Origin of the sequence: Bradyrhizobium dasycarpum, from assembly GCF_042019905.1 — a bacterium.
GTDB lineage: Bacteria > Pseudomonadota > Alphaproteobacteria > Rhizobiales > Xanthobacteraceae > Bradyrhizobium > Bradyrhizobium japonicum_B.
Map to the genome: position 1 here is coordinate 1,288,155 of NZ_CP169574.1, position 12,689 is coordinate 1,300,843.

Sequence of the window (12,689 nt, forward strand, 5' to 3'; positions counted from 1 at the left end):
CGGTCAAATTGAAAGCGTGGCTTCGTCAGTCTGGAAAGGCGAGCTTGGGCAGGAACAGCACGATCTGTGGATACTCCGTGATGATGAACACGGAGGCGAGCAGCAGCACGAAAAACGGAAACGCCGCCCGCGCAACGGTGAACGTGTCGCGCCCGCTCATGTTCTGGAGCACGAACAGATTGAAGCCGACCGGCGGGGTGATCTGCGCCATTTCGACATGGATGATGAGATAGACGCCGAACCAGACCAGATCGAGGCCCGCCTGCCTGACCATGGGCAGCACGATGACGGCGGTCAGGACGATCATCGAGATGCCGTCGATCAGGCATCCCAGGATGATGTACATGATGCTGAGATAAAGCGCGAGCATTCCCGGCGTGAGCTGTTGCCCCTGCACCCAGGTGGCGAGTGCCGCCGGAATGCCCGTATAGGCCATCGCAGCCGTGGTGTAGGCAGCGCCCGCCAGGATCAGCATGATCATGCAGGTCAGGCGCGTGGCGCTCATGATGCTCTCGAGGAAGTTTTTCCGCGTGAGCGTGCCGCTCCACCAGGCCAGCAGCAATGCCCCGGTGACGCCCCAGGCGGCGCATTCGGTCGCGGTCGCAAAACCAAGCACGAGCGAAAGGAAGACCCCGAAGATCAGCAGCAGGCACGGCGCGAGCTTCGCCGACTCGCGCAGCTTCTGCCGGAATGGCATCGGCGGATCGCGCGGCGGAACCTTCTTGGGATTGAGCAGCGACCAGACGACGATGTAGCCGGAATAGAGCACCATCACCAGCACGCCCGGCAGGAAGCCGCCGAGGAACACCTGCAGCACGGAGACATTGGCCGTGACCGCGTAGACCACCATCGGGATCGAGGGCGGGATCAGAAGGCCGAGCGTGCCCGAGCCTGCGAGCGATCCGAGGCTCAAGCCTTTATCGTAGCCGCGCTTGTCGAGCTCGGGCAGCGCGATCTTGCCGATCGTCGCGCAGGTCGCGGCCGAAGAACCCGAGACCGCCGCGAAGATGCCGCAGCCGATCACGTTGACATGGGTCAGGCGCCCGGGCAGCCATTGCACCCAGGGCGACAATCCCCGGAACATCTCTTCCGACAATTTGGTGCGGAAGAGATCTCTCCCATCCAGATGAACAGCGGCAGCGCGGCCAGGGTCCAGGACGAGCTGGCGCTCCAGGTGGTGGTCGCAAGCACCGCGCCGAGCGGCAGGCTCGTGGTCAACGACATCGCCACGAAGCCGACGAGCCCGAGCGAGACCGCGATCCAGACGCCGCTTCCCAGCAGCAGGATCATGACGCCGAGCAGGATGAAGGAGAGTTCGATCATGCCGAGATTGGCCATGGTCAACCTCCGCCGCCCTGCGAGATGCGTTCGACGAATTCTTCCGGCGTCTCGTCCGGCGAGCCTTTCTCGTAGCTTGGGCGGCCGCCGCCGACGACGTTGACCATTTCGTCGATGAGCGCGATCGACAGGATCGCAAGACCGCCGGCGAAACCGAGCTGGGGAATCCAGAGCGGAAGCGCGACCACGCCCTGCGCTACGTCGTTGAAGCGCCAGGAATCGTAGGTCATCTGCACAGCATAGCGGGTGAAATAGAGAATGAAGACGGTGGCGATACCCAGCGCCACGATCTCCGCGACCTGCTTGGTCCGCCCGTGCAGGCGCTCCAGCAGCAGGCCGACGCGGATCATCTCTCCCCGCTTGAAGGTATGCGCAAGGCCGAGGAAAGCCATCGCGGCCATGCACCACGATGCGAAGTCATCGCCGGCGGGAATGTTGATCGCAAACTGGCGACCGACCGACATGACCATCATGATGGCAAAGATCGCAACCAGAAAGACGCCGGCGGCGTAGCCTGCCCCTAGATAAAGAAGATCCAGCGCGCGGCGCACCAGTCCCCCAGCCGTTACGTCGTCCCCTGCCACGCAATCCCATCCTCGCACGGAGGCGTTTCGGCGGGTCCAGCGATCGCATATCGCGCGCCCGCCGATCCTGCCTCAATATCGCCCTTGGCCAACACCCTGTCTTTCAGACGTTAGATCAACATGATGGAGCCAGCGCAAGCAAGGACTATGCCTACCGGCGGGCGAATTTCTACCGCAGGTTCAATGCGTCTCCAGCCGCAGCCCGTCAAAGGCGGGCACGACGCCCGCGGGCAGCGATTGCCGGATCACCTCGTAATCGACGTCGGCGGTCATGTTGGTGATGACGGCGCGCTTTGGCTTGAACCGCTCGATCCAGGACAGCGCGTCATTGATGCTGAAATGGCTGACGTGGTTGGTGTAGCGCAGGCCGTCGACGATCCAGAGGTCGAGATTTTCCAGCGCATCCCAGCTTTCGCGCGGGATGTCGTTGAGGTCGGGTGTGTAGGCTGCATTCCCGATGCGATAGCCGAGCGCGGGAATGTTGCCATGCTGGACCAGAAAGGCCGTCATCGTCACGGCGCCCCCCTTCCCCAGGATGGTCTGGCTTTCGCCGGCCTCGATCGAATGCCGGGTCAGGATCGGCGGATAGTCGCTGCCCTCCGGCGAGATGAAGCAATAGGAGAAGCGCGACAGGATGTCCTTGGCGGTCGACTGGTTGAAATAGGTCGGGATGCGGCGGCGCATGTGCATCACGACCGATCGCAGATCGTCCATGCCGTGGGTCTGGTCGGCGTGCTCATGCGTCAGGAACACCGCATCGATGTGATCGACATTGGTCGAGAGCAATTGCTCGCGCAGGTCCGGCGACGTGTCGATCAGGATGCGCGTGGTGCCATGCTCGGATTTCCGTTCGACCAGCAGCGAGCAGCGGCGGCGGCGGTTCTTGGGATTGCTGGGATCGCAAGCGCCCCAGCCGAGCGCCGGGCGCGGCACGCCGGCGGAGGAGCCGCAGCCCAGGATCGTCAATGTCAGCGTCATGCGGCTCCCGGTTTCAAGCCTTCACCTTCGAGAACAGGCGGAAGAAGTTTTCGCTGGTCTGGCGCGCGATCTCGTCGAACGGCACGCCGCGCGTCTCGGCCAGCACTCTTGCGACCTCCACTACATAGGCCGGTTCGTTGCGTTTGCCGCGGAAATTGCCTGGCGCAAGATAGGGCGAGTCGGTTTCGACCAGGATACGATCGGAGGGCAGTTCGGCCGCAAGCGCGCGCAGCGCTTCCGACTTCTTGAACGTCAGAATGCCCGTGAAACCGATATAGAGCCCGAGCGACACCGCCTTCAGCGCCAGCTCGCGCCCACCCGTGTAGCAATGCAGCACGGCGCGAAACGATCCCTTGGCCGCCTCGTCTTCCAGGATGCGGGCGCAGTCCTCGTCGGCTTCGCGGGTGTGTATCACCAGCGGCAAGCCGGTGGCGCGGGCGGCGGCGATGTGGGCGCGAAAGCCCCGCGCCTGCGCGTCCGGCGAGCCGTTGTCGTAGAAATAGTCGAGCCCGGCCTCGCCGAGCGCGACGACCTTGGGATGCTCCGTCAACGCAACCAGCTCGTCCGATGCAATGCCGTCCTCCTCATCCGCGTTGTGCGGATGGGTGCCGACCGAGCAATAGACGTCGTCGTAGCGTTCGGCGATGGCAAGAAGCTGATTGAGCTTCCGAACCCGCGTCGAGATCGTGACCATGCGCCCGATGCCGGCCGCGCGTGCCCGCGACACGATGCCGTCGAGATCTTCAGCAAAATCCGGAAAATCCAGATGGCAGTGGCTGTCGACAAGCATCGGCGAATGCCTCTAGGCCGCCGGCTCGATGTAGCGCGGGAATGCGGGCGTCGGAGCCGGCAGCGTCGAGCCGGGCGCGATCCGCTTGTCCCCGCCCAGCATGGCGAAGCTGCGCTCGCTTTGCGGGATACCGAGGCTGTCGAGCAGCAAGCTTGATGCCGTCGGCATCGCGGGCTGAGCCAGGATCGCGATCTGGCGCACGACCTCGGCGGTGACGTAGAGCACCGTCTTCTGCCTGGCCGGATCGGTCTTGGCGAGCGCCCACGGCGCCTCGCCGGCGAAATAGCGGTTGGCCTCCGCGACCACGGCCCAGACGGCGTTGAGCCAGTGATGGATCTGCTGCGTCGCCATGGCTTCGCGGGACGCGGCCACCATGCCGTCGGCCATCGTCAGAATCGCCTTGTCGTTGTCGCTGAACTCGCCGGGCTCCGGCAGCACGCCGCCCAGTTGCTTGGCGATCATCGACAACGAGCGCTGCGCCAGGTTGCCGAGATCGTTGGCAAGGTCCGCGTTGATGCGCGCGACGATCGCTTCGTGATTGTAGTTGCCGTCCTGTCCGAACGGCACCTCGCGCAGGAAGAAATAGCGCATCTGGTCGACGCCGTACTGGTCGGCGAGGTTGAAGGGATCAACGACGTTGCCGACCGACTTCGACATCTTCTCGCCCCTGTTGAACAGGAAGCCGTGGGCATAGACCCGCTTCGGCAGCGGGATGCCGGCCGACAGCAGGAACGCCGGCCAGTACACGGCGTGGAAACGGATGATGTCCTTGCCGATGATGTGCACGTCGGCCGGCCAGTAGCGCCAGTTCTTGTCGCTCTCGTCGGGAAAGCCGACGCCGGTGATGTAGTTGGTCAGCGCGTCGACCCAGACATACATCACGTGCTCTTCGTCGCCAGGCACCTTCACGCCCCAGTCGAACGTGGTGCGCGAGATCGAGAGATCGCGCAGGCCGCCCTTGACGAAGCTGACCACCTCGTTCTTGCGGGAATCCGGCCCGATGAAATCGGGATGATCCGCATAGAGCTTCAAGAGCTTGTCCTGGTACGCCGACAGGCGGAAGAAGTAGCTCTTCTCCTCGACCCATTCGACCGGCGTGCCCTGCGGACCGAGCCGCACGCCGTCGTCGTTCAGGCGCGTCTCGTCCTCGGCGTAATAGGCCTCGTCGCGCACCGAATACCAGCCGGCATAGGTGTCGGCATAGATGTCGCCGTTCGCCTCCATGCGCCGCCAGATCTCCTGGCTGGAGCGATGATGCTGCTCCTCGGTAGTGCGGATGAAGCGGTCGAACGACACATTCAGACGCTCGTCCATTTCCTTGAAGCGGCCCGCATTGCGGGTTGCGAGGGCTGCTGCGGACATGCCCTCGCCGGCCGCGGTCTGGACCATTTTCTGGCCGTGCTCGTCGGTGCCGGTCAGGAAGAACACGTCCTTGCCGTCGAGCCGCGCAAAACGCGCCAGCACGTCGGTCGCGATCGCCTCATAGGCGTGGCCGATATGCGGGCTGCCATTGGGGTAGGCGATCGCGGTCGTGATATAGAAGACGTTGTCGCGCGCGGCGGCGGCAACGGGCGCTGCGGCCTTTGGGGTGGCTGCCGGCGCTGCGGCTTGCGAAGCTGCGGCAGGGTTCGGCGCGCGCGGCGCCTTCGGCTTGGCAGCTTTCGGCGGCGCCACCACGAGAGCCGGTGCCGTGATCGCAGCCGAAGGAGCTACCCTGACCTTCTTGGCGACCCCCTTCGCCGAAGTCGTGGTTGGTTTCTTAGCTGGTTTCTTGGCTGGCTTCTTGGTCGCCTTCGCCTTCTTGGCGACGACCTGCTTCTTCGCAGCCTTCTTGCCGACCTTCTTTGCCGTCTTAGCTGCGCTCTTCTTCACGCCCTTTTTGGTGGCAGCCTTCTTGCCCTTCTTGGCAGCGTTGCGCGCGCGCGCCTTCGTCGCCGTCTTCGCTGCTGTCTTGGCGGACTTCTTCGCAGCCTTCTTGCCGCTCTTGCGCTTCACGGTTTTCTTAGCTCGCGTTGCCACGACGAATTCCTTTACCGGCTTCTCGAATTTGGAAACGGTTCTGCGCTTCCGTTATTGTCTTGAGCATGATCTTCTCGGAGAACCGCCGTGCACTTTTTCGGATCATGCTCTAGCGCGTTGCGTCCGCCAGCCAGCCGAACACCGAGAAAACCAAGGGCTTGCGCTCCAGATTGTAGGTTTCGGTGTCGCGCGCGGCGCGGACGATCTTTTCCCCATACCTCGCTTAAGCGCGCAAGGCGCGGCAAATTCTGGTTGGCATTGGCCTCGTCCGCATGGAGGCGTTCGGCGATCCAGCGATCGATGCCGTCGATGAAGGCGGCGAGCGCGACGCGGTCGCTGGTGCCGAGGGAATCGCCGAGCGTGTGCAGTTCGCGCGGGTCGACCAGTGGCAGGCGCGCCAGCAGCGCGGCGGTGCGCTGCTGAAGCTTCAGCGCGTCGCCGCCGAGCAGCGTCAGGGCCCGCGCAACGCTGCCCTCGGAAGCCTCCGCCGCCTCGCGCAGCGCAGGATCGCTCGGATCGAGCTGGGCGGCCGCAGCCGCGGCCCCGACCACGTCGTCCGTTGCGAGCGGCCGCAGGCGCAGCTTGCGGCAGCGCGACTGGATGGTGGCGAGCACGCGCGCCGGCGCGTGGCTCACCAGAAGGAACAGCGATTGCTGCGGCGGCTCTTCGAGAATCTTCAGCAGCGCGTTGGCCGCGTTGGGATTGAGCTCGTCGACGGTATCGACGATGCAGACCCGCCAGCCTTCGGCTGCCGCGGTCGAGCCGAAGAAGCCGATCGTCTCGCGCGTCTCGTCCACGGTGATCACGGTGCGCATCACGCCGCGATCGTTGGCGGTGCGCTCCAGCGTCAGGAGTCCGCCATGCGAGCCGGCCGCCACCTGCCGCGCCACGGCGTCATCGGGGTCGACCGCAAGGTCCTGGGCGTGCTGCACGGCGGGCGCCAGCGGTTGGCCATGGGCGAGCACGAAGCGCGCCATGCGATACGCCAGCGTCGCCTTGCCGATGCCCTGCGGCCCGCCGATCAGCCAGGCATGCGGAATCCGCCCGCTGCGATAGGCTGATAGCAGCGCCGCCTCGGCCTCGCGATGGCCGAACAGGCGACCGGTCTCGCGCGGATGCGGAATGGCGGTTTCACGCTCGGACTGGCGCGGGCTCATGCTGAAATCACCGAAGCCGGGGTGGGGAAGGAGACGATCGCGCAGCGCAGCCCAGATTCGGGCCGCGACCGTGTCAGGGTCGGAATTGGCGTCGATCAGCACGCAGCGCGCCGGATCGTCCGCAGCGATCTTGCGATAGGCCTCGCGCAGGCCCTGGTGAAAGCTGAGCTTCTCGCTTTCGAACCTGTCGGGCGTGCCGTTGCCGCGGCGCGCGGCGGCGCGCTGGAGGCCGATCTCGACCGGGAGGTCGAGGATGATGGTGAGATCCGGCTTGAGATCGCCGATCGTGACCCGCTGCATCGCGTTGATCAGGCCTTCAGGCACGCGGCCGAGGCTGCCTTGATAGGCCCGCGTCGAGATCGACGAAGCGGTCGCACAGCACCCAGACGCCCTGGTTGAGCGCAGGCAGTATCACGGTGCGGACATGATCGTCGCGCGCGGCGGCAAACAGCAGCGTCTCCGCCTCCGGACCGAGCAGCCTGCCCATCCCCGACAGCACCAGATGACGCATGATCTCGGCGCCCGGCGAGCCGCCCGGCTCACGGGTGACGCGGATGCGGAGCTTGGCCGCCTTGAGGCGGTCGGCCAGCTTCTTGATCTGGGTCGACTTGCCGGTGCCCTCGCCGCCTTCAAAGGTGATGAAGCGTCCGCGTCCGGACGGCCGCTGTCCTGCGCTCTCACTCATGATCAGAGCTTCTCGGCGCCTGCGCGGAACATGCCGATCACGAGCTCGCTGACGCCGTCGATCGCGCGCCGAACGGTCGAGCCGGTGCCGATTGCTTCAGCCGCATAGACCGGCGTCTCCACCGCGATGTTGCCGCTGCGCCAGACCCTGACCACTCCGACCTTCTGGCCGGCCTCGACCGGCGCCCGCACCGGGCCGCTATAGACGACGCGCGCAATCAGCTTGTCGCTGCCGTTCTTGTGCACCATCACCTTCACCGGAGTCTTGGCGACGAGCTTGACCGAGCGGCTCTCGCCGCCGAACACCTTGGCATAGCCGACGGGCTGGTCGGCCGCGATCAGCGTGCGGGTCTCGAAATTGCGAAAACCCCATTCCAGCATCTTCTTGGCTTCGCTGGCGCGATCGTCGGGGTCGTCCAGTCCGTTGACGACGACGATCAGCCGCGTGCCGTTCTGAACGGCCGAGCCGACCATGCCGTAGCCGCCTTCCTTGGTGTAGCCGGTCTTCAGACCGTCGGCGCCTTCCAGCGAATTGAGCAGCGGATTGCGGTTGGGCTGGCGGATCTTGTTCCAGGTGAATTCCTTCTCGCCGAACAGTTTGTAGAACTCCGGAAAGTCCAGGATGATGTGGCGGGCGAGCATGCTGAGTTCGCGCACCGTCATCTTGTTGGCGGGGTCGGGCAGCCCGCTGGCATTGCCGAAGGTCGACCTGGTCATGCCAAGCTCACGGGCGCGCTTGGTCATGAAGTCGGCCGCGAAGATCTTCTCGTTGCCGGCCATGGCTTCGGCGAGCGCAATGCAGGCATCATTGCCGCTCTGGATGATCGCGCCGTGCAGGAGATCGTCGACGGAGACCTTGCTGTTGATGGCGGCAAACATGGTCGACCCGCCTGAGGGGGCACCGCCCCGCCGCCAGGCGTTCTCGCTGATCCGGTACTCGTCGGTCAGCTTGATGTCGCCCTTCTTGACTGCATTGAAGACGACCTCCGCCGTCATCAGCTTCATCATGCTCGAGGGCGCGCGCAGCTCGTCGGCGTTCTTCTCGAACAGCACGCTGCCGCTCGTGGCCTCGATCAGGATCGCGGTCGGAGCATCGCCGTCGAAGCCGGTATCGTCGGCCTTCTTGGCGCCCTGGACGCTCTGGTTGGCGGCCAGCAGCGCCCCGCTCCAGCCGACGCTTGCCACCAGAATCGTCGCCATCAGGCCGCGCGCCAGTGCTCCGGCGGTGAACCGGGTGCGACGGTGCGAAAGGAGACGACATGCCATGGCCAAGCCCTGAGAGCAGCGTTTTAACAGCTGGAATCGGCGCGAACAACGCGACGTTGGACGCCTGCCCAGAGATTGCACGATTCTCGCCGTGCCCCTATCGTGGCACCTCACCTTTCCCGACCAAATCCCTGAAACAAGGCGGAAAAGCGATGTCCTCCACGCGCATGATCAAGGCCAACGGCATCGATCTCTTCATCCGCGAAGCCGGCCAGGGTCCGCTGGTGGTGCTGTGCCACGGCTGGCCCGAGCTGTCCTATTCCTGGCGTCACCAGATCCCCGCGCTCGCTGCGGCCGGGTTTCACGTCGTCGCCCCCGACATGCGCGGCTACGGGCAGAGCGCGGCGCCGCCCGAGGTTGCGGCTTACTCGATCTTCGACACGGTCGGCGACATGGTTGGCCTGGTGCAGGCGCTCGGCGAGACCAGGGCGATGGTGGTCGGCCACGATTGGGGCGCGCCGGTCGCATGGCATGCGGCGCTGTTCCGGCCCGATATCTTCACGGCGGTCGCGGGCCTGAGCGTGCCGCCGCCGTTCCGCGGGCGCGGCAAGCCGCTCGACCTGCTTCGCCAGGGCGGCGTCACCAATTTCTACTGGCAGTATTTCCAGGCGCCGGGTGTCGCCGAGGCCGAGCTCGAGCGCGACGTCGCCCGCACCATGCGCGTCGTACTGGGGGGACGCGGCCTAGCCGACCCCACCGCCGCGATGTTCGTGCAGGAGGGCAAGGGCTTTCTCAGCCACGCCACCGCCGAGGAACCGCTGCCCGGCTGGCTCAGCGAGGCTGACCTCGCCTACTTCACCGAAAGCTTCCGCAAGTCCGGCTTTCGCGGCGGGCTGAACTGGTACCGCAACATCGACCGCAATTGGGAGCTGACGGCGCCCTGGCAGGACGCGCAGATCCGTCAGCCTTCGCTGTTCATCGCCGGCTCCAAGGACGCCGTCATCACCGGCCTGATCGGGGCCAAGCGCGTCAACGAGCTTGAGCGCGTGCTGCCGAATCTGAAGCAAAAGCTGATCCTCGAGGGCGCCGGCCATTGGGTGCAGCAGGAACGGCCCGACGAGGTGAACGCGGCGCTGGTGACGTTCCTGAAGGAGAGCGCGGCCTAATAGAGCCCGCGGCCGCTCAGGATGTTGCGCGCCTCGGCGGCGCCGTCGGACGTGGTCTCCGTCGCGTAGCGGCCGTCAGCGTCATAGGACACGGCGCGGGCGTTCTGGAGCGCCCGGCCCCGGCTGCGGCTCGAGGCTGACATTTCCGAGGTCGCATTGAGCGAGGCCATGTCGGCGGAGGTGCTGCCGAGATTGTAGGGCCGGCCCTCCGGCATCGGCACGTCGCCGCGAATGGCACCGCGGGCCGATGATGGCAGCTCCGGCACGAACGGCTTGGCCGAGGCGACCCGGACCATCGAGGGCGACGGCGCCGGAACGCCGGTGCGCAGGGTCGCCAGAAGCTGGCGATCGTCGGAGCCTTCCAGCGGCGCCCGGCCGACATATTCGACGCGGACCTTGGCGACACCATTTCCTTTGAATTCAAGGAGTTCGGCGGCCTTGTTCGAGACGTCGATGAGGCGGTTGCCGTGATAGGGCCCGCGGTCATTGACGCGGACGATCAGCGACTTGCCGTTCGAGATGTTGGTCACCCGGGCGTAGGACGGCATCGGCAGGGTCGGATGCGCCGCGGTCAGCGAGGTCATGTCGAACACTTCGCCATTGGCGGTCAGGCGGCCGTGGAAATCGTCGCCATACCAGGACGCCACGCCCTCGGCGCGATAATTGACGTCCTCCTCCGGCACGTAGGTCCGGCCGGCCACGACATAGGGCTTGCCGATGCGGTAGGTGCCGCCGCCCTTCGGAACGGGGTCCCCGAAAGCCACGACCCGGGGGCTGGACGACACGCCGTATTTCGGATCGACGCGGCTGGCGAACTTGTTCGAGGAGGCGCAATTGGCCAGCGCAACGCAGGCTGCGACCGCCGCAACGCCACGCGCGGCCCGCAAAACCGAATCTGACCGTCGGATCCCCATTGGCCCCAAATACCACTTTGCCGGAGGCGTACCCAACCCGCTTTGGCTACGGGGAGTGCTGTCCGGTCATCTGATCCGAAGCGGCCCACCACCGTCTCGGAAGCGGTAACGATAACGCAACCCGAACACGGCGGAAATGGGGAGCCTGCAGCGATCCCGCCGGGATGGTAAACGGGACGTTCGCATTTTTCCGTTGTTCTACGGAACGAGGCCGCCCGCGCTGTGCCACGGCTGGACATTCTGTTGCGCCGAATCCTCACTCCACCCCCATTGTCGCGCCGCTCTCTGGAATTCTTTTGACTGTGCAAGGCCGCCCGCGTTCTCTCGGATGCAAGGGCGGGATTTGGAATTTAACGATGATCGAGACGGTTTCGGCACTGATGGGTCTGGTAAGCGCGGGGATCTTCCTGGCCCATGCGTTTGAAGGTTACCGCACGAGGGCCTGAGGGCACTCGCGCAGACGGCAAGCATCACCTCTTTCAAGACGGCGCGTTCGGACAATTCTTGATCGATCCGAGCGGGCATCGAAAACGAGAGCGGCAGGTGTCCCATGCGTAACCATGACCTGGTATCTGACGGCTTCCTGGCATTGACCGCCGGCGGCTTGGTTCTGCTCTGCTCGAGGCCTCGTGGCGCTGGCCTTCGCCTGAGCGCCACCCTCTCCTTCCCGCGCGCAGCTCAGCGCAGGCCCAGCAGGGAGCGGCGATAGAGGCCGCCGCGGGCCTCGCTCTGGCAGACGAAGCTGCCGTCGAAGCCTTCGCCGTACCGCTTCTGACCCCTGCGGTAATAGACGCCCTTCCTGAAATCGAGCCAGACCACCTTGTCGCGCGGACAATGACGCTGCGCCTGCTCCTCGTAGCGGAATGGCGTCAACGGGCTCGCCGAGACCTCCGCGGAGCCGGCGCCAATCATGATCGCGCCGGCGAGCGCGATGCCACCGGTCCATCTGCCGAAGCCGCTTCGCGTCACTCCCCGCCCTCCGATCCGCGCCGCCATGCGACGGCCGCGCGGCAACGGTAGCACGAAATGGCGCGCGGAAGGTGCCGGTCGCTCGAGGCCGCGGACCGCCGCCTATCGCTTGTCGGCCTCGAGCAGCGCGAGCGCCTGATGCAGGCACTCCTGGAGCTTTTGCGCGACCTGCTCACGCGCGATGCTGCTGGCGGCAAGATCGGCCGACACCTTGTCCACCACTTCGTTCATCGTCCTGTCTTGCAGGTGGTCCGTCACCAGCGTCGTTGCGTAATTTTCAGCGGCTTCGCCGCTCAGACCGAGCCGGCTTGCGGCCCACAGACCGAGCAGCTTGTTGGACCGGGCCGTGGCCTTGAACATGAGTTCTTCGTCGTGGACGAATTTGGCCTCGAAGCCCTGCTCGCGCTTGTCGAACGTGGTCATGGTCAGCTCCATTGCGCTTTCGCTGATGGGATCAGACTGGCTGGGGTCGAACGTCTCCGCGGTTCAGGTCGGTCGGATCTGCCTGAAGCTTCCTCCCGGAGCGCGAAGGCCGTCAAGCCAGCCGTCGCATGGCACAACGCGAAAGCGCCCACCGGCAGGAAGGCCGGTGGGCGCGTCTCGGATTAGTTCAACGATCTCGTGGATCAGCCGCGTTCAGCGCTTCGGTCAGTCCTTGGCCGCGGCGGCCTCGCGCGCAAGGCGCTCGGCTCTGAGCCGCTCCTTGTTGGCGTAAAACGCCTTCTGCGCCGCTTCATGGTCGCGCATGGCCTTTTCGGCCTCGACACGGCGTGTCGCATCGCGCGCCTGGCGCTGCTCGGGGGTCAGGGGTTTGCGTCGGAATGAAAGATCTTCAGTCATGGCGACATAACGCGGGTGTGAGGAAAGAGTTCCTCGCCTGCCCC

The 12,689-nt window shown here is 65.3% G+C and carries 10 protein-coding genes and 3 pseudogenes; 1 reads left to right on the plus strand and 12 read right to left on the minus strand.

What is annotated here, in order from left to right:
* Nucleotides 1-25 precede the first annotated feature (25 nt).
* From ACETMP_RS06550 to ACETMP_RS06585, 8 genes and pseudogenes are all read right to left on the minus strand, one after another.
* Nucleotides 26-1,338: pseudogene (locus tag ACETMP_RS06550) on the minus strand (TRAP transporter large permease).
* A gap of 2 nt (nt 1,339-1,340) precedes the next feature.
* A complete protein-coding gene (locus ACETMP_RS06555; protein ID WP_375160328.1) occupies nt 1,341-1,922 on the minus strand; it encodes a TRAP transporter small permease in 582 nt (193 codons plus the stop codon).
* Nucleotides 1,923-2,102: 180 nt separating this feature from the next.
* Nucleotides 2,103-2,900 carry an MBL fold metallo-hydrolase gene (locus tag ACETMP_RS06560; RefSeq protein WP_375160329.1) on the minus strand — a complete coding sequence of 266 codons (798 nt, stop codon included), beginning with the start codon at nt 2,898-2,900 and terminating at the stop codon, nt 2,103-2,105.
* 13 nt (nt 2,901-2,913) lie between these two features.
* On the minus strand, nt 2,914-3,690 hold the full coding sequence (locus tag ACETMP_RS06565; protein WP_375160330.1) for a TatD family hydrolase: 777 nt from the start codon (nt 3,688-3,690) through the stop codon (nt 2,914-2,916).
* 12 nt (nt 3,691-3,702) lie between these two features.
* Nucleotides 3,703-5,709 carry a methionine--tRNA ligase gene (gene metG, locus ACETMP_RS06570; RefSeq protein ID WP_375160331.1) on the minus strand — a complete coding sequence of 669 codons (2,007 nt, stop codon included), beginning with the start codon at nt 5,707-5,709 and terminating at the stop codon, nt 3,703-3,705.
* Nucleotides 5,710-5,818: 109 nt separating this feature from the next.
* A pseudogene (locus ACETMP_RS06575) lies at nt 5,819-6,866 on the minus strand (DNA polymerase III subunit delta').
* 30 nt (nt 6,867-6,896) lie between these two features.
* Nucleotides 6,897-7,551: pseudogene (gene tmk, locus ACETMP_RS06580) on the minus strand (dTMP kinase); the annotation flags it as partial.
* Between the two features lie 2 nt (nt 7,552-7,553).
* Nucleotides 7,554-8,816 (minus strand): D-alanyl-D-alanine carboxypeptidase family protein, encoded by a 1,263-nt coding sequence (locus ACETMP_RS06585; RefSeq protein WP_375160332.1) that lies wholly within the window; start codon nt 8,814-8,816, stop codon nt 7,554-7,556.
* A gap of 152 nt (nt 8,817-8,968) precedes the next feature.
* On the opposite strand from ACETMP_RS06585, the gene ACETMP_RS06590 reads away from it, so the two are divergent.
* Entirely contained in the window at nt 8,969-9,922 is a 954-nt protein-coding gene (locus ACETMP_RS06590; protein WP_375160333.1) for an alpha/beta fold hydrolase, read from the plus strand.
* Here the strand turns inward: ACETMP_RS06590 and ACETMP_RS06595 are convergent.
* The 4 genes from ACETMP_RS06595 to ACETMP_RS06610 form a co-directional block, all read right to left on the minus strand.
* The gene (locus tag ACETMP_RS06595; protein WP_375160334.1) at nt 9,919-10,836 is read right to left on the minus strand and encodes a septal ring lytic transglycosylase RlpA family protein; all 918 of its coding nucleotides are present in this window, start codon (nt 10,834-10,836) and stop codon (nt 9,919-9,921) included. The two genes, ACETMP_RS06590 and ACETMP_RS06595, sit on opposite strands and share 4 nt — an antisense overlap.
* Nucleotides 10,837-11,514: 678 nt before the next feature.
* The gene (locus tag ACETMP_RS06600) at nt 11,515-11,805 is read right to left on the minus strand and encodes a hypothetical protein (protein WP_375160335.1); all 291 of its coding nucleotides are present in this window, start codon (nt 11,803-11,805) and stop codon (nt 11,515-11,517) included.
* A 102-nt stretch (nt 11,806-11,907) separates the two neighbouring features.
* Nucleotides 11,908-12,228 (minus strand): DUF1476 domain-containing protein, encoded by a 321-nt coding sequence (locus tag ACETMP_RS06605; protein WP_375160336.1) that lies wholly within the window; start codon nt 12,226-12,228, stop codon nt 11,908-11,910.
* Between the two features lie 225 nt (nt 12,229-12,453).
* Nucleotides 12,454-12,645 carry a hypothetical protein gene (locus ACETMP_RS06610; protein ID WP_375160337.1) on the minus strand — a complete coding sequence of 64 codons (192 nt, stop codon included), beginning with the start codon at nt 12,643-12,645 and terminating at the stop codon, nt 12,454-12,456.
* Nucleotides 12,646-12,689 lie beyond the last annotated feature (44 nt).